The following is a 19825-nucleotide window of genomic DNA, read 5'->3' on the forward strand; positions in this document are numbered from 1 at the left end:
CCGAGTCGGCAAGGGGCAATCGCCCCCGCGACGCGCATTCCCGCGCAACTGTCACCCGGGCTTATGGCCAAGATAGAAATTCTGACGTTGCAACCCTCTCACTTCCCGCCCATTTTCGATCCGATGGTGCGAATGATCCTCAGAACCGCGCGCAGCCTGGCGCTCAAGATCGCCAGCTATGGCGTCATGCACCTGGTGGTCGCCATTCTGGTAGCCTTTGCCCTGACCCGCGACTGGCGCATGGCGCTGGCGGTCGGCATGGTCGAGCCCTTCTTCCAGACCATCGCCTATTCCATCCACGACCGCATCTGGCACCGGATCGAGCGCCGCAAGCGCCTGACCCGGGTCGAGGAAACCGCCGAGGCCTTCACCGCCCGCCTCGAACTGATGGACGCCCGCGAGCAGGCCCGCTCGCACGGGCATGCGGGCCACAGTCACGCCCTGCCCACCTCGTTCAAACAGGTGGCGCTCAAGACCGTCACCTACGGCCTGATGCACTTCACCGTAGCCGTCATCGTCGCCTTCGCCATCACGCGCGACATTCGCATCGCCCTGGCCATCGGCATCGTCGAGCCCCTGGTACAGACGCTCTTCTTCACCGTGCACGACCGCATCTGGACCCGGATCGAGGCGCGCCGCGAAGCCCGGCGTGCCGCGCCCACCTCGCCCACCTACGGCAGCCTTGCCGACGACCCCCAGCCCTGAGGCCGGGCGTCAGGGACGGATATCGTCCGGATTGTAGCGACAGCCGCTGCCGATCTTGCGCGCCTCGGCACAGGGAATGATCTCCGCCAGTCGCCGATCCATATCGAACCGCGTCACGACATGCGGGCCGCCCGCGCACAGCAGCTCGAAGTAGTCGCCATCGGCGCCGCGTCCCATCGCCCGGACATCGGCGGGGGTGCACCCGGCCAATTCGCTCCCCTCAAGACGCAGTGCAAATGAAGCCCGCGCCTGGCTGTCCGACGTCAGGCGACACTCGCCCCCCTGCGAGGCGACGGTGAGGCAATCAGTGACCTCCCAGTCGCCCCCTGCCTGCTCCAGCCAGACGCCCGCGGCCCTGCGGCACCCGATCTCGTACAGCATATGCCCGTCCGCGCTCATGCCGATCAGCCGACCCTCCTCGACCTCGCAGTCGACACCGGCGTCGGCGGCCATTTGGGCATAGTGGCGTCGGGCGTCCCGGTTTTCCGGCAACCGACACGATGTGCCGGTCAGCGGCCCGCCACTGGCGTCGAACGCCAGACAGCTGAAGGCCTGCGGCTGGGGCGAGCCGATCACGACATAGCCCGGCCCCTCCGCACAAACGGCCTCATAGTGGGTATCGCCATTGGCATCCCGGCCGCGCGAGACGGCCCCGGTCACGCGACAGTCCGCCTCCGCACCGTCGAGCGCCCGCTGGGCCGCCTCGACCACAAAGGCATCGCTGCCCGCCCGCCCTCGCGAGGTCGTGCCCAGTCCCTGCCCGTCCTGCGCCAGCGCAGGGCCCGCAACAAGGGCACTGGCGAGCGCAAGCAGGACGATCCGGATCATGCGGCGCCGTCCCTGTGCCGTCCCATCGCCACCAGATAGACTTCCGAACTGTCCTTCCGGCTGGACGCCGGCTTGACGTATTTCACCTCGCGGAAGCCGGCGCGCAGCTCGGCCAGCACGCCCCCCGCGTCGCCGCCCTGGAAGTTCTTCGTCACGAAATGGCCGCCGGGCTTCAGCGTCCTGAGGGCGAACTCGGCCGCGATCTCGATCAGGGCGACGATCTTCAGGTGGTCGGTCTGGCGGTGGCCGATGGTGTTGTGGGCCATGTCGGACAGGACCACGTCCGGCTCCCCGCCCAGCGCCTCGATCAGCTGCCCGTCCACGCCCGGGTGGGTGAAGTCGGCCTGCACCAGCTCGGCGCCGGGGATGGGCTCGATCATCAGCAGGTCCACGCCGACCACGGCCTGGGCCCCGCGCTTCAGCGCCACCTGCACCCAGCCGCCGGGCGCGGCGCCCAGATCAATGACCCGCGAGCCCGGGCGGATCAGGCCGAACCGGTCATCGATTTCCATCAGCTTGAAGGCCGCACGACTGCGCCAGCCCTCGGCCCGGGCCCGGTCGGACCAGGGGTCGGCCAGCTGTCGCTTGATCCACTGCTGGCTGGACATGGACTTGTCATCCGCAGTCTTCATCTTGGTGCCCATGCCCCGGCCCGCCGCCGTACCCTTGGTCGGCGGTCGCACCATCCGGCGTCGGGGGGCGGGGTTTTCTTCATCGGTCATGGCTCCCGACATAGCGCCCCGCGCGTTGAGCCGCTATGACCCCGCCACGACAAAAGGAGCCCGCATGACTGCACAGACCCTCACCTTCACCCTCGACACCGGCAATGACACCGGCGGCGACGTCGTCATTCGCCTGCGCCCGGACCTGGCCCCCGGCCACGTCGCGCGCATCACCGAACTGGCGCAGGAAGGCTTCTACGACGGCGTGGTCTTCCACCGCGTCATCCCCGGCTTCATGGCCCAGGGCGGCGATCCGACGGGCACCGGCACCTCGGGCTCGAACAAGCCGAACCTGAAGGCCGAGTTCTCGGCCGAGCCGCACGTGCGCGGCGTGTGCTCAATGGCCCGCACCAACGACCCGAACAGCGCCAACAGCCAGTTCTTCATCTGCTTCGACGATGCGACCTTCCTCGACCGCCAGTACACGGTCTGGGGCGTGGTCGAGTCGGGCATGGAACACGTCGACGCCCTGCCCAAGGGCGAGCCGCCCCGCAATCCGGGCAAGATCGTCAAGGCGACCGTCAACTAGATCGATTGCGCCGATCCGGGCGGGGTGACGTCAGTCCCCCGCCCACCAGCGGAAGCCTACCGCCTGAGGGGCCCCCTGACCGATGCTGAGCGTGCCGTTCAGCGCCGAGCCTTCCTCGCCCAGATTACGGCGTGCCGTCGCCAGCGCATCGCCATTCAGCCGGGCATCCAGCTGCACCACACCCAGCTCCTCCGACACACCGACGAAGCGCAGCATGCCCTTCTCGAGGCTGTAGAAGCGCGGCAGCACCCGCACGCGCCCGGTGTGGATCTCGCCGCTTTCGGTCTGCACCGTCGGGCTCGACTCATCGACGAACTCGAGCATGACCGGCGCGAACCGGCCCTCGCGCGCGCCATTTTCCCAGGCCGCAAAGTCCTGCGTCTGTCCGAGGAAAACATGATCCAGACGCCAGCTGGCCTGCCGGACCTCGGTCGTCGGCCGGTAATAGCCCGACACGTCCGCGCTCAGGTCATTGCTGAAGCCTTCCGGCAGGGACGCCGTCTCCGCGCCGGTGTCCCTGGGCGCATCGGCCGGCTCCAGCGGCGGATCGCAGGCCGCCAGCGCCAGGGCGGCCATGCCCCCGGCGATCAGGGTCGCGGTGCGCGTCACCGTCCTCATCCTAGCGGTCCAGTCCGCGATCCAGCGCCCGGAAGGACTGGATCGACAGGGTGGTGGCCGCCTGGAAAACCTCGGGCGTGATCCGCTCGGGGTCGTCACTGGGCTTGTGATAGTCGGGGTGGAACTCGACCCCCAGATAGAGGAAGGGCACGCCCGCCGCGTGGAAGGCCCCGTGGTCCGAGGCACTGACCCAGTTGTCCGAGCCCGTGTCCTCAGGCGTGTCCTTGCCGAAGGCCAGCGACACCGGCCCCACCGGCGCAATCCCGTCCAGATACGGCCGCAGCGCCGGGTTCTGATAGGTGCCCGTGACCCACAGATGCCCGTCGGTCTCCGCCCGGGCCGTCATGTCGAAGTTCAGGTTCATCGAGATCGATTCCAGCGGGAACGGCGGCGCCTCGACAAAGTGCTTCGCCCCCAGCAGGCCCCGCTCCTCCCCGTCGAAGGCGACGAACAGCACGCTGTGCTCGGGCGGATTGCGCTTCAGCTCCTCGGCCAGGGCCAGCATGGTCGCGACGCCTGAGGCATTGTCGTCGGCCCCGTTGTAGATCTGGCCGCCGTACATCCCCACATGATCATAGTGGGCCGTCACCACAATGTAGCGGTTGCCCACACGGGTGCCGGGGATCAGACCCAGCACATTCACCCCGTTGAAGGTCCGGCGCCCCTCATGCGAGCGTCCCTCGGCGGAAAACGGCTGCAGACGCCCCATGGCCGGCGCGGCAATGCCCAGCTCTTCAAAGCGCGAGACGATGTAGACCCGGGCCCGCTCGCCGCCGGGCGTCCCCGTCCCACGTCCTTCCATGTCGTCCGCCGACAGGGTCGTCAGGTCAGCCCAAAGCTGCGACGAGACCGCCGGCCGGGCGGGCGACGACACCTCGGACGTGCCGGGCACACAGGCCGCAAGCGCCCCGGCGGCCACAAGGGCCAGCACGGCGGACGCGGGCTTCGACAGACGACGCATGGAACCTCCGGAACTGTTCGCCCGGACCCTAGACCGGGGCGCGAGCGCCGTCAGATTAACTTCCTGTCATCGGCGCTGGGAAGCCGGGCCGACGATGCTAGACAGGGGGCTGCAGATTCCCGGACCCGACCATGACCGACGCCCCCTCCCCCACCTCCCCCGACGTCGAGACCCTGACCCTCGATCAGGCCCGCGTGGAGCTGGACCGCCTGTCCGCCGAACTGGCCCGGCATGACGCCCTCTATTTCAATGAGGACGCCCCGGAGGTCTCCGACGCCGACTACGACGCCCTCAAGCACCGCGCGCTGGCGATCGAGACCCGCTTCCCCGAGCTCAGCACCGCCGACACCCCCTCGGCCCGGGTCGGCGCCGCGCCGTCCGGCGCCTTTGCTCCTGTCCGCCACGGCATCCCCATGCTGTCGCTCGACAATGCCTTCGACGAGGGCGACATCACCGACTTCGTGGCCCGGGTTCGGCGCTTCCTGAACCTCGACGCCGACACGCCGATGGCCTTCATCGCCGAGCCCAAGATCGACGGCCTGTCCGCCAATCTCCGCTACGAAAAGGGCAAGCTGGTCGTCGGCGCGACCCGGGGTGATGGCCGCGAGGGCGAAGACGTCACCGCCAATCTGCGCACCCTCGCCGACATTCCCGACCAGCTGTCCGGTAGCGGCTGGCCCGACGTCATCGAGGTGCGGGGAGAAGTCTATACGCCCACCGACGCCTTCCTCGCCTTCAATGCCGAGGCGGAGGCCGAGGGTCGGCGCACCTATGCCAACCCGCGCAATTTCGCGGCCGGCTCGCTGCGCCAGAAGGACCCGGCCATCACCGCCAAACGTCCGTTGCGCTTCTTCGCCTATGGCTGGGGCGAGTTTTCCGACGACTTCGCCGAAACCCAGAGCGGCGCGATCGACCGGCTGGCCGACTGGGGCTTTCCGGTCAACGACCGCCGCCGCGTGGTCGAGGACGCCGCCGGCCTGATCGAGGTCTATCGCAGCCTCGAAACCGACCGGGCCCGCCTCGGCTATGACATCGACGGCGTCGTCTACAAGGTCGACCGGCTGGACTGGCAAAAGCGCCTCGGCTTCATCGCCCGCAGTCCCCGCTGGGCCATCGCCCACAAATTTGCTGCCGAGCAGGCCCGCACCGTCGTCAACGCCATCGACATCCAGGTCGGCCGCACCGGCTCGCTGACCCCGGTCGCGCGGCTGGAGCCCGTCACCGTCGGCGGCGTGGTGGTCTCCAACGCCACCCTGCACAATGAGGACGAAATCGCCCGCAAGGACGTCCGCATCGGCGACACCGTGATCGTCCAGCGCGCCGGCGACGTCATCCCCCAGATCGTCGGCATCGTGCCCGAGCTGCGGCCCGATGGCACCGAGCCCTACGCCTTTCCGACCCACTGCCCCGTCTGCGGCTCCGAGGCCGTGCGCGAGGAGGGCGAGGCCCGCCGCCGCTGCACCGGCGGCCTGATCTGCGCCTCCCAGATCGTCGAACGCCTCAAGCATTTCGTCAGCCGCCGCGCCTTTGACATCGAGGGGCTGGGTGAAAAACAGCTGACCGCCTTTCACGAGCGCGGCTGGATCCGCGAGCCCGCCGACATCTTCCGCCTCGCCCGCGACACCGCCCGTCTGGACGAGCTCCGGGCGGAGGACGGTTATGGCGAGACCAGCGTCGGCAATCTGGTGGCCGGCATCGACGCCCGTCGCACCATCACCCTCCAGCGGATGATCTACGCCCTCGGCATTCCGGACATCGGCGACCAGACCTCGCTGCTGCTGGCCCGGCATTTCGGCAGCTGGTCCGCCTTCAAGGCGGCGGGCATCGAGGCCTCGACCGGCATCCAGACCGAGGCCTGGACCCGCCTGTCCGAAGGGCACGGCGTGTCGGCGCGCGTGCTGTCGATCCTGGCCGACGCCGATCTGGCCGGGACCGATCCCTGGCCCGAGGCGCCGCTGGACCAGAAGCTCAGCCTCGCCTTTCCCGGCCTCGCCTCGCCCGCCCGGCGTGCGCTGGCGGATCTGGCGTCCGACTGGTCGGGCATCCGCCGTCTGGCCGACATCGCCCGCACCGAGGGCCCCGGCCTCGCCCTGACCGGCATCGCCTCGGTCGCCGGGGTCGGCCCCGTCGCCGCCCGCGAGGTCGCCCACTTCTTCCATGAGGCCCACAACCGCGACGTGGTCGAGGCGCTGGAAGGCGAGCTGACCACCATCGAGGACGCCGAACGCCCCGAGGCCGACAGCCCGGTGACCGGCAAGACCGTCGTCTTCACCGGCTCGCTCGAGCGCTTCACCCGCGATGAAGCCAAGGCACGCGCCTCCTCGCTGGGGGCCAAGGTCTCGGGCTCAGTGTCGAAGAAGACCGACTATCTGGTCGCGGGGCCGGGCGCCGGCTCCAAACTGGCCGAGGCCGAAAAGCACGGCGTCACCGTCCTGACCGAGGACGAATGGCTCGCGCTGATCGGCGATCAGTAGAAGTCGCGCGCCACCAGCCTGACGGTCGCGCCGTCCTCCAGCGTCAGCACCACCTCGCGGCCAGCGGGGCTGGTCAGCATGGCGCGAAGGGCTCCGGCATCCATTTCGGCGGCAGGGCGCCCGTCGACAGCCACGATGCGCGCGTCCGGCGCCAGGCCCGCCGCTTCGGCGGGTGATCCGGCCGACACCCGCGTCACCACGATCACGCCCGGGTCCAGCCGGATACCCAGCCCCAGCCGGTCCTTCGGAAACGGCGCGGCCAGCGCCTCGGGCGTGGCTGACAGCCACAGCCGGTTGTTGGCAAAGTCGGTCACCAGACGGAACCGGCCCAGCAACCCCATGCCGATGTTGCCGGCTGTCCGGTCGGCGTCTACCGCCGACGGGCCTGCGGGCGGGAAGACGGTCGGGATGTCGTGCACCTCGAACCCGCCGATCTCCAGCGCCTTCACGGTCGCCAGACCGCTCTCGCGCACGCCGCCCACGGCACCCGACATCACTGTCGTCGCCGGACGTCCCTCCAGCAGGCCCTCGGCCTCGGCATAGGCCGGATAGATGATCAGGGCCCCGCCATTACCGGTGTCGAAGTCGAACAGCACGGGCGCCCGGCCCTCGATCGACACCGGCACCGCGCGAATGGCGCCGGACGACACCAGCGCCAGCTCGGTCGCCGATTCCGGCGGGACATAGCCCGCAGGTTCGTGGAAGGTCAGGCTGCGCGCGGGGAAATCGATATCCACCACCAGACCGTTGAATGCGTCCTTGCCAAGGATCACCGGCAGCGGCCGGCCCAGCGCCTGAGCGATAGCCGCCAGGTCAATGACCGCAACCGTCCGGTCGACGAAGGCGATCCCGCCCAGATCCAGCGTCACCCCCTTGGCAAAGCGCGCCTCGCCCACGCCGCCGGTGCCGACGGCCGCGACCTCTCCCTCGAACTCCAGGCCGAGGCTTTCGGCAAACGCCTTGTCCAGAACCGTCATCTCCGCCCCGCTGTCCAGCAGTACCTGGGTCGCCGTGCCGTTGACCGTGGCCGGGATGTAGATGCGGGTGCCGGCATGGAGATCGAAGGCGATGGGGCCGCTGTCGGGCGCGCCCTCGCTCGCCATCCGGTGAGCGGCCACGACCTCGGGACGATCCCACGCCGAAGCCGTGGTCACAGGGTCGATATCAATGGTGGACCAACGGACCTCGCCGGGCTCGCCGACGTCCCCGGTCACCTGCTCGAGAAAGGGCATGCGTACGCCCTCGACCACCCGCCAGTCCCCAAAGGTGACCACTGACTCGCGGCGGTCCCGCACCATGCGCAGGGCGTGGAGTGCGCCCGTTTCGGCGTCGATCCACAGTTCGTGGTCATCGGCATCCGGGCCGAAATCCACCGCAATGACCGCCAGGGTTCGGCCGTCGATCTCGATGTCCGGACGACGACTCAGCCGCGACGGATCGTCCAGCACCCCCTCGAACCGCAACAGGGCATCGCGCCTCAGATCCTCGGCGGCATGCGGACTCAGCGGCTCGATCTGCCCCGAGTTGGTCAGGACCCAGCCGTCGGTCCCGTGGCGGGCCGTCGCCGTGCGGACAATGCCCAGGTCCTGCTCGCGGCGCAGGTCACCGTCGGCCTCGGCCAGCAGAATGAGTGTGCCGTCCAGCCCCGAGGCGCGGATCTGCCCCTCCTGCCGGACCGCCGTCATCGCCTCGAAGGCCGCGCCGCCGCGCCAGTCGCGGTAGCGTTCGACCACCTCGGTCACCGACGCGTCCTGCGCCGCCAGGGGGCCCGCCAGCACCAGCCAGACGGCCGCCGTCATCAGGGTCCGTGTCATTGTTTCATCTCCGGGAGGGTGCGCCGCGTCAGTGCCGCCAGACCGGCCGGCGCGCTGGCAAAAAGCGACAGGTTTGCAAGGGGATCAGACGAAGACCTGTCCTGACCTGTCAGGCGGATTTCGGCCGACAGTCCGCTGTGTTGCAGGCACGACAGATAGGCGCTGTCGCTCCACAGGGCCCGGTGGACGCCGGCCAGCCCCTCGGCCATCAGGGCCACCAGATGCTCACGCCCGTCGACCACCAGCGTCAGCTGATGGCCGGGCCAGTCCGAGGCCACCCGCGCCTCGGCTGTCGCGCGACGCTGGATGACCCCCTCGATCCCGGCGCTGTCGCCATAGATCAGGCCGGCGACCGTCACCCCCCGCGCCGCGCACCGGGCCAGGTCCTCGCGCAAGGCGTCAAGCGGCGCCGGAAACAGGTCGAACAGCACGATCTCGCGCGCCGACGCCAGCATGGCCCGCGCCCGCTCGATCACCTGTCCGGGCTCACCGATCTGGTAGATACGGTCGTCGTCCTGGGGCCGGGCCAGCGATTGCAACGCCCCGTCGGCCTTCACCCGTGCCCGCTCGAACCCGGCTTCAAGCGCGGCCAGCACTTCGGACGGGGCGGCGGCCCGATAGGCCGACGGCTCCCCCTCCTCGACCAGCACCACGCCCTTCTGCGTGAGCTGCCCCAACGCCTGATAGACATTCGGCGGCGCCTTTCCGCACAGCTTGGCCAGCCGGTAACCGGTGGACGGCCCGGCCTGCAGCAAGGTGCAGTACAGCCGCGCCTCCAGTTCGGTGAACCCCAGCGCCTTCAGCCCGGCTTCCGCTTCATCGCTCGTCTGTAGTGTTTGCATATGCAAATACTAGCCAGGCGATTCCGCTATTCGCCAGTGAATTCGGCGTAATGGCTCAGCGGTTCAGGGCTGCCCGCGCCGCTTCGGCATAGCGGTGGCCCTGGGCGGCGTCTTTCGGAAAGACCGCCTCGATCGCCGCCAGCTCGTCGCCGGATAGGGAGATGTCCACGGCAGCGACATTCTCCTCCAGCGTCGGAATCCGGCGCGTGCCGGGGATCGGCACCAGATCGTCGCCCTGCGCCAGCACCCAGGCCAGCGCCAGCTGGGCGGGCGTGACCCCCTTGTCGGTCGCCAGCGCCGAGACGGCCTCGACCAGCTTCAGGTTCCGGTCGAAATTCTCGCCCTGGAAGCGCGGATTGGACCGGCGGAAATCGTCGGGCGCCAGATCCTCGGGCGTCCGGATCTGCCCGGACAGGAAGCCCCGGCCCAGCGGACTGTAGGGCACAAATCCGATGCCGAGCTCGCGACAGGTGGCCAGAATCTCGTCCTCCGGCTCGCGGCTCCACAGCGAATACTCCGTCTGGAGCGCCGTGATCGGATGGGTCACATGAGCCCGCCGAAGCGTCGCCGGAGCGGCCTCCGACAGGCCGAGGAAACGCACCTTGCCCTCGGTGACCAGATCGCCCATCGCGCCCACCGTCTCCTCGATCGGCGTGTCCGGATCGACCCGGTGCAGATAATAGAGATCGACGTGGTCCAACCCCAGCCGCGACAGGCTGCCTTCAATGGCGCGACGCACATTGGCGGGCGAGCCGTCGACCTTCAGCGCCGTGCGATCCGCGTTGTAGCCGATACCGAACTTGGTCGCGACGAAGGCGTCCTTTCGTCGCCCCTTCAGCGCCTTGCCCAGCAGCATCTCATTGGTGTGCGGGCCGTACATCTCGGCCGTGTCAAACAGGGTGACCCCCAGATCCAGTGCGCGGTGGATCACGGCGATGGCGCCGGCCTCCTCGCTGGGCGGCCCGTAGAAGGCGCTCATTCCCATACAGCCCAGGCCGATGGCCGAAACCTCGGGGCCGTTCGGACCCAGTGTGCGCGTCTTCATGGGAAAGGTCCTCGTGGCGGGAGAGCCCTTCAGGTGGTCGGCGCCGGGCCGGGTTTCAAGGCGTGTTGAGCGCCCGGATGGTCGGCGAGGTGTCCAGCGCGGTGTCCTCGACCGGGTCGGCCTGCAGCGACAGATGGGCGAAGATGGTTCGCGCCTCGTCCAGATCGTCCGCCGACACGACTGCCGGATAGCCTCCGGCCGTGGGCACCAGCGGCAGCAGGGTCAGGCTGACGCCGTTCAGCACATTGCCGCCGATCACCGCGACCGCGTCCTCCCCGACCCGTACGACCACATCGCAATGGGTCCCGGCATAGCGCCCCAGATCAGGCCGCCGGTCGGCCAGGCGGCGATAGTCGACGCCGCCGCGCGAATTGCACAGCAGGTCCCCGGGCCGGATCGGCACCTCGCCCCGGTCATGGGCGACATAGGCGGCCTTCGCGCGCTCGCCGTCCCGCGCCCGGATGGCCTGATCGATATAGACGCGGTGCGAAATGTCGCGCTCGAACTGGTCCATCGCGCCCAGCCCCGCCTCGCACATGACCCAGCTGATGAAGGCGGCCGACCACGGCTCGACCCAGCTGATCTCGCCCTCCCCCTGCCGCCACTGTCGGTTCTGGCGGGCCAGGATGTCGGCCCCGTCCGGCGTCGCGCTCCAGTAGCCGGCGATGGTGGCCGCAAGCGACGGCGTGTGCTCCCACCGTCCGACCGCCCGGATCACCCGGTCCTGCTCCGGCGTCGCCAGCACCGGGTTCAGCGCATCCGGCACCACCCCCTCCGGCAGCCGCCGCTCGCGGACTCCGCGCAGGTCGATGGTCTGGAAGCCGAACACGCCCCATTCCTGCACGGCCACGTCGACGATCCGCCTGCGCGCCCAGTGGGTCGGGCCGACCCGGCAGCCGGACTGCACGATCTGCATCGACCCGCGCCGTCCGGTGACCCGCTCGGACGGCGGGATCACATCGAACACCTCGCGGGGCAGCCTCGGCTGGCTCTGGGCCACGGCCGGCCCGGCGGCCAGCCAGACCGCCAGCGCGATCAGAGCGCGGCGCACTGCACCGTCAGCCAGTCCCGGACCTCGCCGTCCAGCAGCGGCCCGACCCTGGCCAGCACCTCGGCGTGATAGGCATCGACATAGGCCCGCTCGTCCGCCGTCAGCAGGTCGACGTCGATCAGCCGACGATCCAGCGGCGCCAGCGTCAGCTGCTCGAAGCCATGCATCGGCCGCTCGCCGCCCGGAATGGCCTCCGGCGCCGTCACGACCTGCAGCGTCTCAATGCGGATGCCCCAGTGGCCTTCGCGGTAGTATCCCGGCTCGTTCGACACGATCATGCCGGTCAGCAGCGGCTGGGTGTTGACCGCCTTGGCGATCCGCTGCGGGCCCTCGTGGACGCCCAGATAGCTGCCGACGCCGTGGCCGGTCCCGTGGTCATAGTCATGCCCCGCCATCCACAGCGGCAGCCGCGCCAGCGCGTCCAGCTGATGCCCCGTCGTGCCCTCGGGGAAGCGCACCACGGCCATGGCGATATGGCCCTTGAGCACCAGGGTAAACATGCGCCGCTGATCGTCCGACGGCTCGCCCACGGCGATGGTGCGCGTCACATCGGTCGTGCCGTCCAGGTACTGCCCGCCGCCGTCCACCAGCAGCAGCGAGCCCTTTTCCATCCGCCGGATGGTGCGGGTCACGGGCTTGTAGTGCGGCAGGGCGCCATTCGGACCGGCCCCGGCGATCGTGTCGAAGCTGAGGTCCATCAGGGCGCCCGTGCCCTCGCGGAACTGCTCCAGCTTTTCGACCACGGCCCGCTCGTCCGGCAGGGTCTCCTGCGCCTCGGTGTCCAGCCAGTGGAGGAAGCGGGCCAGCGCCGCGCCGTCGCGGATGTGCGCCTGACGCGCGCCTTCGATCTCCACCGGATTCTTGACCGCGCGCGGCAGGGTGCAGGGGTCCTGCCCCCGCACGACCGTCCCCCCGGCGGCTTCCACCCGGTCGAAATACCAGGCCGCGCTCTGGCCCGGATCGATCAGCACCGACCGGCCCTTCATCTCGTCCAGCGCCGAGGCCAGGGTCTCGGGCGTCTCCAGCGTCACATCCTCGCCCAGCCAGCCGGGCAGCTCATTGGTCACCTTGGCCGGGTCGAGGAACAGCCGCGCGCGCCCGTCCGCCTCGACCAGCGCCTGGCCCAGTGGCAGGGGCGAGCGGATCACGTCCCCGCCGCGGATGTTGAACAGCCAGGCGACCGAGGTCGGCGCGGTCAGCAGGGCCGCATCGGCCCCCGCATCCGCCACAGCCTTGCCCACACGGGCGCGCTTGTCGGCCGCATCCTCGCCCGCATAGTCGATCGGATGGGGCACCACCTTCGCCTGCGGCTGGGCGGGACGTTCCGATCCCCAGGCGCTGTCCAGCGGATTGCTGTCGACGGGTTTCAGGGTCACCCCCGCGCGCTTCGCCGCCGCCTGCAGGCGCTTCAAAGCGTCGGGGCTGTGCAGCCGCGGATCGTATCCGACGACCGACCCCTTGGGCTGCTCCGACAGATAGCGGGCGACCGCGCTCTCGTTGAAATCGCGCAGCTCGAACTGGCCCTGATCGACCTGGGCCTTCACCTGCACCGTATAGCGCCCGTCGGCGAACACGGCGGCCTTGTCCTTCATGACCACGCCGGCCCCGGCCGAGCCGGTAAAGCCCGAAATCCACGCCAGCCGGTCATTGGCCGCCGGAAGATACTCGTTCTGGTGCTCGTCCTCGTGCGGCACCAGAAAGCCGTCCAGGCCCTGGGCCTGCATCTCGCGTCGCAGAAGCGGCAGGTGGCGCTCGCCAAAGCCGGGGTCGGTGGTCTCGTCGAATGTCTGTCTCATGCGCGCGGCTTAGCATCTCCCTCGCCCGTGCGGGAAGGGAGCAGGCCTATTGCTGTGCCGGGGGTCCGGCCGGGGCCTCGGCAGCCGCGACCGGTACCGCGACCGGCACCGCCACCTCGCGTTCAACCACCACCGGCTCGGTCTGCGGGGCCTGACGGTTGAACAGGATGAGCATGACGGCCACCAGCACCAGCCCGCCAAGTATCCCGGCAATCCACCAGCCGGTGTTGCTCTCGCGGACGATGACGGTCTCGGTCGTTTCGGAATAGGCGGGCGCCGGCTCGACGATCACGGTCGGCTGGCGGGGGTCGTTCGGATCAAGGTAGGTCACGGGAGGGCTCCTCAGGGTCTTCAGACCTGAAAACGGCCCCGCCTGTGCCCGCGTTCCTTAACCCTTTCGCCTCGACACCAGCGCGCTCCAGGCATCGCGGCGGATACGCCGTTCCAGCACGAAGCCGCGCGAAAGATAGGCAGCGGTCACCCGGCGCTCCTGCGTCCGCAACAGGCCTGACAGGATGGCGACGCCCTCCAGCTGCAGCGCCTCCTTGATGTCCTGCGCCAGCGCCACCAGCGGCGGCGCCAGAATGTTCGCGAACACCAGGTCGTAGGGGCCGTGCCGGCGGACCTTCTGGTCGCTCAGGCCGGAGGCGTGGACAAAGCTGGCCTTCGCCTGGTTGAGCGCCGCATTCTCGTTGGCGATGCGCACCGACGGCGCGTCGATATCGGTCCCGACCGCGACCCGGCTGCCGGTCTTCGCTGCGGCGATCGCCAGCACGCCCGTGCCCGCCCCGACGTCCAGTACCCGCTCGAACCGCTCGCGCTTCAACAGGTCATCGAACGCCATCAGGCAGCCGACCGTCGTGCCGTGGTGCCCGGTACCGAAGGCCGCACCGGCATCGATCTTCAGGTTCACGGTGTTTTGCGGCACCCGCCCCTGATCGTGCGCGCCATAGACGAAGAACCGCCCCGCCCGTACCGGCGGCAGACCCGACAGCGACATCGCCAGCCAGTCGGCATCGGCCAGATCCTCGACCGTGGTGCTCAGGGCTGTATCGCCCTTCAGCGAGGTCACCAGTCGCTCAACCTCGGCGTCCGTCGTCGGAAAGGCGTCGATGCGCCAGATGCCCCGGTCCTCGTCTTCCTCGAGGATGGAGTAGGTCACGCCCTCCAGCAGGGGGTCGGCGTCCCACGCCGCCACCCGCGCTTCGGTTGCGTCTCTCGACCCATGTGCGATTATCTGAACTGCGGACTCTGACATTTCTCAAACGCCGCTATCATACCGAATCGCATGAATCGTCGGCGCGGCGTCTCGCGTCAAATCCATCCGAGGGGTCGGGGAATACATGGCCAAGGTTCCATCCAAGTCGAGTGCGTCCAAGCCGGGCGCGACAGCATCGGGCGCTTCCAAGCCTAAAGCCGCGCCGAAGTCTACGGCGAAAGCGGCGACGGCCAAGCCGGCCACTGCCAAGGCGGCCGCGCCCAAGGCCGCTCCGGCCAAGGCGAAAGCCCCGGCTGCGAAGGCCGCCGCGCGGCCCGCGCCCAAGGCTCCGGCTGCCGCCAAGGCCCCCGCTGCAGCCAAAACGCCGGCTGTGAAGAAGCCCGCTGCGGCGACCAAGCCGGCCGCTGCCAAGCCGGCGGCGAAGACCACGGCTGCGAAGCCCGCTGCTGCCAAGCCGGCTCCCGCCAAGGCCGCCCCGGCCGCGAAGAAGCCGGCCGCCTCGCGCGCCACTCCGGCCCGTCCGGCTGCGGCGAAGAAGGCCGCTGCCCCGCGCGCCGCTGCCAAACCGGCCACCACGCCCAAGGCTGCAGCCGTGACCCCCGCTCCGGTTCACCCGGCTCCGACCTCGGCGGCTCCGGCGCCCGCCCCGGCCGCTTCCTCCCCGACCGCGGCCAGGCCGGCCGAGAAGAAGAGCTTCATCGGCGGCATCCTCGACGCCATCTTCGGCAAGCGCTGATCCGGCGACCGCCCAAACAGAAAACCCCCGCCGGTGTCGCACCGGCGGGGGTTTTTCCTTGTGCGCGGGCGCGGGTCGTCAGGCCGGCGGCAGGTCCTCGGCGAGGATCGCCATCTCGAACATGAAGGAGCCGTCGCCGTCCTCGTCCTCGAAGACCAGGCCGAGGAATTCGTCGTCGACATAGACCTCGACCGAGTCGGCGGTCTTGCGGGCCTTCAGCTTGATTCCTCCGTGGTTGAAGGTGCGCTTCAGGTGGCTTTCCAGCCGGCGTTGGTCGTTCTCGTTCACGGGATGCCTCTCGGTTCGTTCGGCGCGGACCCTAGAGAAGGCGGCCCGCAAGGGAAAGCCCGACCGGGCCTAGATCACAAAGTCATACACAATGTCGGCCAGGGTGTGGTCCATGGTCCGGGCCGGCGTCGCATCGGTCGGACAGTTGACCAGGCGCGCGGGCACACCGGCCACGGTGCATCCGGCGGGCACCGGCTTCAACACCACCGAGCCCGACGCCACCTTGGCGTAGTCGCCGATCGTAATATTGCCCAATACCTTGGCCCCGGCCCCCAGAAGCACGCCCTTGCCGATCTTCGGGTGGCGGTCGCCGCGCTCGGCACCCGTGCCGCCCAGCGTCACGGCATGCAGCATCGACACCTCGTCGCCGACCACCGCCGTCTCGCCGATGACGATGCCGGTGCCATGGTCGAGGAACAGGCCCGAGCCCATCCGGGCACCGGGGTGGATATCAACCTGGAACAGTTCCGAGATGCGGCTCTGGAAATGCAGCGCCAGGGTCTCGCGCCCATGGGTCCACAGCCAGTGCGCCACGCGCCAGCCCTGCAACGCCTGAAAGCCCTTGAAGTACAGGAACGGCTGCAACAGCGAGCGGATCGCCGGATCGCGTTCCTCGACGGCCTGAAGGTCGGCCTCTGCCGCCGCGACGATCCCCGGGTCGGCCTCGAACGCCGCCAGACACACTTCACGCACCGTCATGGCGCCCAGCTCCGCATCGCCCAGCTTCCTCGCGATCTGGAAACTCAACGCCGCGCCCAGATTGCCATGCGACAGGATCACGGCATTCATCTGCGAGGCCAGATCCGGCTCATCGCGAGAGGCCTGCTCGGCGGCGCGCCGCAGCTGGTTCCACAGGTCAGACGTTTCGGGAACGGCCTCCAGTCGGGGCGTGGCCATGTATCCTCGCTTATCGGTTCAGGCCGAAAGATAGGCCCGCCACCCGGATATCGCCACCCCGGCCACTGGCGGCCCCGCCCGCGCGCCCCTAGCTAGGGCTCATGACCGAGCTTGCTGCCCCCCTCGCCCTTCCCCGCCGCGACCCCGCCCTGATCGACTATCTGTCGACCCGGCGCTCAGCTCCGGCCCAGGCCCTGGCAGGCCCCGGACCGTCCGATGAGGACCTCCAGGCCATCCTCCGGATCGGCCTTCGCACCCCCGACCACGGCAAGCTCTTCCCGTGGCGGCTGGTGGTGCTGTCCGCCGACACGCGCGCGGCCCTCGGCCATGCGCTGCAGCCCCTCGCCGACGACCAGCCCGACCCCAACAAGGCCCGCGCCGTCCTCGCCAAGCTGACCGCCCCGCCGGTCACCATTATGGTGGTCTCCACTCCGGTCCGCGGTCACAAAGTCCCCGTCTGGGAGCAGGAACTGTCCGCCGGGGCGCTGGCCATGAACCTCAGCCACGCGGCCTTCGCCCACGGCTTTTCGGCCAGCTGGATCACCGACTGGTACGCCTATGACCCCCGGGCCCTCGGCCTGTTCGGCATCGGCGAGGGCGAGCGCATCGCCGGCTTCATCCATATGGGCACGCTCGAATGCCCACCCATGGAACGCCCCCGCCCCGATCCGGCCGACAAGGTCGTCCGCCGATAGGCCTCAGGCGGCCCTGGCCGGTGCGTCCTCGACCGGCGCGGGCAGCATCGGCAGGCGCAGGGTGAAGGTCGCGCCTTGGCCGAGCGTACTGTTCACCGAAATGTCGCCGCCCATCGCCCGGATCAGCCGCTTGCAGATCGCCAGCCCCAGCCCGGCCCCGTCGTGGGCGCGGGTCACGGACTCATCGGCCTGGGCAAAGTCGTCGAACATGCGCGGCACGAAGTCCGGGTCGAGACCCGGCCCCGTATCCGACACGCTCAGGTGCACCACCCCGCCCTTCATCTCGGACGACAGGCGAATCTGGCCCTCGCTGGTGAAGTTGGCGGCATTGCGGGTCAGGCATTCCAGCGCCTGTTTCAGGTGTGGCCCGTCCCCCATCCAGAGGCCCTTCACACCCGAGTCGACCAGCACCGAAATCGGCTTGGTTTGCACGGCCGCGCGGGTGCGATCTGCGATGTCCTCCATCAGGGCGTCCAGGTCGAACGGCGCCGTCTCCAGATCCACCCGCTCGCGCTCCAGTCGCGTGACCAGCAGGATCTGTTCGATCATGCCCAGCAGATCCTGACCCGACGCCTTGAGGATCTTCAGATGGCCCTGCTGGATCGGGCTCAGCTCGCCGTGCGCCATGATCTCGGCCATACCCAGCACCCCGTTCAGGGGCGTGCGCAGCTCGTGGCTGATGTTGGCCAGAAAGCGCGTCTTGGCCTCGCTGGCCGCCTCGGCCCGGTCGCGCGCCTCCGACAGGTCCGCCTGGTTCTGCTCCAGCGCCTTCGCGATCCGGTCCAGAGACACCCACAGCAGCACCGCCCCGCCGATCAGCGCGGAAATCAGCACGATGAACATCGGCTTGGCCCGCTTCAGGACCGCTGCGCCCGGCCGGCTGGGGGTCCACGCCAGCACGCCCAGCCGCTTGCCTTCAGGCCCGACGATCGGGAAGGCCACCTGATTGGCGCGCGGCTCCGTCACATACTCGACGCCTTCCAGCGCGAGATCGCGGGTGAGAGTATCGACCATCGCCGAAATGTTGCGCATCGAGATGACGACCGGATCGGTCGCCAGCCGCGCGACCGAGTCATCCTCGGGCACGACGGTCGAGGCCGCGACCACATAGGTGACCCCGTTCACCTCCATCATGCCGGTCCAGCTCTGGGCGACCTCCAGGCCCAGCCCCGGCGGGTGGGTTTGCTGCAGCGCCAGCGCCACCGGACGGGTCGCGGCCGCAAGGGCCTCCCGCTCCGCGTCGGTCAGCGGCGCACTGACCCGCTCGGCCATGGCCACCTGACCGTCGCTTCCCACCGCCACCGTCACGTCGTGGTGCATATACTCGCTGTAGTAGTCCGCGAAATAGTCCTTCATCCACTGGGTATCGTTGCGGGCAAAGGCGCTCACCGCCTCGGCCCACACGCTCGAGGTCTGCACTTCCTCCAGCGTCCGCGCCTGCATCCGCTGCAGGCCCGTCCATGCCAGGTGGATTTCCTCATCCTTGTGAATCTTGTCGATGGAACGCGCCGCAAAGGCGAACAGTCCCGCCGCCCCCGCCAGCACAAGGGCGCCGACCAGCAGGGCAACGAGCAGAACCCGCCGCAGATCAGGCCTTTGAGATGTGGGATTCCCCGCCATGCCCCCACTATCGCCCGGGTGTCATAAAATCGCGTTATTCGCGATGGCTAACGTCTCTTAAGACCCGTGCGCGCGAATCCGGCGCGGGCTCCGCGGCTCCACCTCCGGGCGGTGCACCAGCGACACCAGCACGATCGAGATGATCATCAGCAGGAACCAGCTGCCCAGCTTGTCCAGCGAGACCGGCTGCCAGCCCGCCGCCTGCCCTGGATAGGTCCAGGCCCGCGCCAGGGTGCCGATGTTCTCGGCCAGCCAGATGAACAGCGCCACCAGTGCATAGCCCGCCAACAGGGGCATCGCCCGCCGCCTCCGGTCCGGCGTGAACCAGCACCAGCCCCGGCCGAACAGCACACCGGCCATCAGGAACAGCGCACCCCGCACGTCCGGCAGCCAGTGGTGCAGGAAGAAATTCAGATAGATCGCCGCCGCCAGCACGCCCGTCATCCACACCGGCGGATAGTCCCGCACCCGGATGTGAAAGATGCGCTGAACCCGCGCGATATAGCTGCCGACTGCCGCGTACATGAAGCCCGAGAACAGCGGCACATCGCCGATCCTCAGCACTGACGCCTCGGGATAGACCCACGACCCGTGCGCCGTCTTGAACAGCTCCATGAAGGTCCCGGCGATATGGAACAGCAGGATGACCCGCGCCTCCTCCCAACTCTCCAGCTTGAAGATCAGCATGCCCGCCTGGATCGCCACCGCCCCGACGACCAAGGCGTCGTAGCGCGCCACGCCGAGGTCCTCGGGCCACCACAGGAAGGTCGCGACGATCAGCACCAGCAACAGGCCGCCGAACAGGCACGCCCAGCCCTGCTTGATCCCGAACATCAGCAGTTCGAACGCATACCCCCGCCACGCTGCCCGATCCGCCCACCCCTGCGCCCCCGCCAGCCAGCGGCGACCCAGGATTTCCAGCGGCGGACGGCGAGAGGAAGCGCTCATGCCCCGGTTGGATCACGGAGCACCGCTGAGCGTCATG

At 69.2% G+C, this 19825-nt stretch carries 20 protein-coding genes; 5 read left to right on the plus strand and 15 right to left on the minus strand.

All coding sequences use genetic code 11. The features are described 5' to 3' along the window. Window positions 1-132: 132 nt before the first annotated feature. Window positions 133-705, plus strand: coding sequence for a DUF2061 domain-containing protein (locus J7346_RS08135; protein ID WP_245157728.1), 573 nt, complete (start codon window positions 133-135; stop codon window positions 703-705). A gap of 9 nt (window positions 706-714) precedes the next feature. Here J7346_RS08135 and J7346_RS08140 read toward each other — a convergent pair whose 3' ends face one another. Both J7346_RS08140 and J7346_RS08145 read right to left on the minus strand, forming a co-directional pair. Further along, window positions 715-1533 (minus strand): hypothetical protein, encoded by an 819-nt coding sequence (locus tag J7346_RS08140; protein WP_209119411.1) that lies wholly within the window; start codon window positions 1531-1533, stop codon window positions 715-717. Then, window positions 1530-2255 (minus strand): RlmE family RNA methyltransferase, encoded by a 726-nt coding sequence (locus J7346_RS08145; RefSeq protein ID WP_209119412.1) that lies wholly within the window; start codon window positions 2253-2255, stop codon window positions 1530-1532. Before J7346_RS08145 ends, J7346_RS08140 begins: the two co-directional genes overlap by 4 nt. Before the next feature lie 64 nt (window positions 2256-2319). On the opposite strand from J7346_RS08145, the gene J7346_RS08150 reads away from it, so the two are divergent. Then, window positions 2320-2784, plus strand: a complete 465-nt coding sequence (locus J7346_RS08150) for a peptidylprolyl isomerase (protein WP_209119413.1) — start codon at window positions 2320-2322, stop codon at window positions 2782-2784. Window positions 2785-2814: 30 nt separating this feature from the next. On the opposite strand, the gene J7346_RS08155 is transcribed toward J7346_RS08150, so the two are convergent. Together J7346_RS08155 and J7346_RS08160 are read right to left on the minus strand one after the other, a co-directional pair. Next, the gene (locus J7346_RS08155) at window positions 2815-3393 is read right to left on the minus strand and encodes a hypothetical protein (protein ID WP_348521476.1); all 579 of its coding nucleotides are present in this window, start codon (window positions 3391-3393) and stop codon (window positions 2815-2817) included. Between the two features lie 10 nt (window positions 3394-3403). Continuing rightward, the gene (locus J7346_RS08160; protein WP_209119415.1) at window positions 3404-4363 is read right to left on the minus strand and encodes a M20/M25/M40 family metallo-hydrolase; all 960 of its coding nucleotides are present in this window, start codon (window positions 4361-4363) and stop codon (window positions 3404-3406) included. 131 nt (window positions 4364-4494) lie between these two features. Here J7346_RS08160 and ligA point away from each other — a divergent pair, with 131 nt between their 5' ends. After that, window positions 4495-6837 (plus strand): NAD-dependent DNA ligase LigA, encoded by a 2343-nt coding sequence (gene ligA, locus J7346_RS08165; protein ID WP_209119416.1) that lies wholly within the window; start codon window positions 4495-4497, stop codon window positions 6835-6837. Here the strand turns inward: ligA and J7346_RS08170 are convergent. From J7346_RS08170 to J7346_RS08200, 7 genes are read right to left on the minus strand one after another with little or no spacing between them, the layout of a single operon-like run. Further along, window positions 6831-8651 (minus strand): aspartyl protease family protein, encoded by a 1821-nt coding sequence (locus tag J7346_RS08170; protein ID WP_209119417.1) that lies wholly within the window; start codon window positions 8649-8651, stop codon window positions 6831-6833. The genes ligA and J7346_RS08170 overlap by 7 nt on opposite strands. Next, a complete protein-coding gene (locus J7346_RS08175) occupies window positions 8648-9493 on the minus strand; it encodes a TrmB family transcriptional regulator (protein ID WP_209119418.1) in 846 nt (281 codons plus the stop codon). Before J7346_RS08175 ends, J7346_RS08170 begins: the two co-directional genes overlap by 4 nt. A 55-nt stretch (window positions 9494-9548) precedes the next feature. Then, window positions 9549-10538 carry an aldo/keto reductase gene (locus J7346_RS08180; protein WP_209119419.1) on the minus strand — a complete coding sequence of 330 codons (990 nt, stop codon included), beginning with the start codon at window positions 10536-10538 and terminating at the stop codon, window positions 9549-9551. 55 nt (window positions 10539-10593) lie between these two features. Next, window positions 10594-11589, minus strand: coding sequence for a DUF2272 domain-containing protein (locus tag J7346_RS15130; RefSeq protein ID WP_209119420.1), 996 nt, complete (start codon window positions 11587-11589; stop codon window positions 10594-10596). After that, complete coding sequence (locus tag J7346_RS08190) at window positions 11574-13385, minus strand: aminopeptidase P family protein (protein WP_209119421.1); 1812 nt, start codon at window positions 13383-13385, stop codon at window positions 11574-11576. Before J7346_RS08190 ends, J7346_RS15130 begins: the two co-directional genes overlap by 16 nt. 46 nt (window positions 13386-13431) lie before the next feature. Beyond that, complete coding sequence (locus J7346_RS08195) at window positions 13432-13716, minus strand: hypothetical protein (RefSeq protein ID WP_209119422.1); 285 nt, start codon at window positions 13714-13716, stop codon at window positions 13432-13434. A 57-nt stretch (window positions 13717-13773) separates the two neighbouring features. Continuing rightward, window positions 13774-14643: a 50S ribosomal protein L11 methyltransferase gene (locus tag J7346_RS08200; protein WP_209119423.1), complete on the minus strand. Its 870-nt coding sequence runs from the start codon at window positions 14641-14643 to the stop codon at window positions 13774-13776. A gap of 85 nt (window positions 14644-14728) precedes the next feature. On the opposite strand from J7346_RS08200, the gene J7346_RS08205 reads away from it, so the two are divergent. After that, window positions 14729-15340: a hypothetical protein gene (locus J7346_RS08205; protein WP_209119424.1), complete on the plus strand. Its 612-nt coding sequence runs from the start codon at window positions 14729-14731 to the stop codon at window positions 15338-15340. Window positions 15341-15418: 78 nt separating this feature from the next. Here J7346_RS08205 and J7346_RS08210 read toward each other — a convergent pair whose 3' ends face one another. After that, window positions 15419-15628 carry a DUF3126 family protein gene (locus tag J7346_RS08210; protein WP_209119425.1) on the minus strand — a complete coding sequence of 70 codons (210 nt, stop codon included), beginning with the start codon at window positions 15626-15628 and terminating at the stop codon, window positions 15419-15421. 69 nt (window positions 15629-15697) lie between these two features. Next, a complete protein-coding gene (cysE, locus tag J7346_RS08215; RefSeq protein ID WP_209119426.1) occupies window positions 15698-16525 on the minus strand; it encodes a serine O-acetyltransferase in 828 nt (275 codons plus the stop codon). Between the two features lie 101 nt (window positions 16526-16626). Between cysE and J7346_RS08220 the strand changes: the two genes are divergently transcribed. After that, entirely contained in the window at window positions 16627-17220 is a 594-nt protein-coding gene (locus J7346_RS08220; RefSeq protein WP_209119427.1) for a nitroreductase, read from the plus strand. Window positions 17221-17223: 3 nt separating this feature from the next. Here the strand turns inward: J7346_RS08220 and J7346_RS08225 are convergent, their stop codons facing one another. Both J7346_RS08225 and J7346_RS08230 read right to left on the minus strand, forming a co-directional pair. Further along, window positions 17224-18840 (minus strand): ATP-binding protein, encoded by a 1617-nt coding sequence (locus J7346_RS08225; protein WP_209119428.1) that lies wholly within the window; start codon window positions 18838-18840, stop codon window positions 17224-17226. A gap of 57 nt (window positions 18841-18897) precedes the next feature. After that, window positions 18898-19788, minus strand: coding sequence for a DUF817 domain-containing protein (locus tag J7346_RS08230; protein WP_209119429.1), 891 nt, complete (start codon window positions 19786-19788; stop codon window positions 18898-18900). Window positions 19789-19825: the final 37 nt, after the last annotated feature.

It is taken from the genome of Brevundimonas sp. A19_0 (assembly GCF_017744255.1).
Classification (GTDB): Bacteria; Pseudomonadota; Alphaproteobacteria; order Caulobacterales; family Caulobacteraceae; genus Brevundimonas.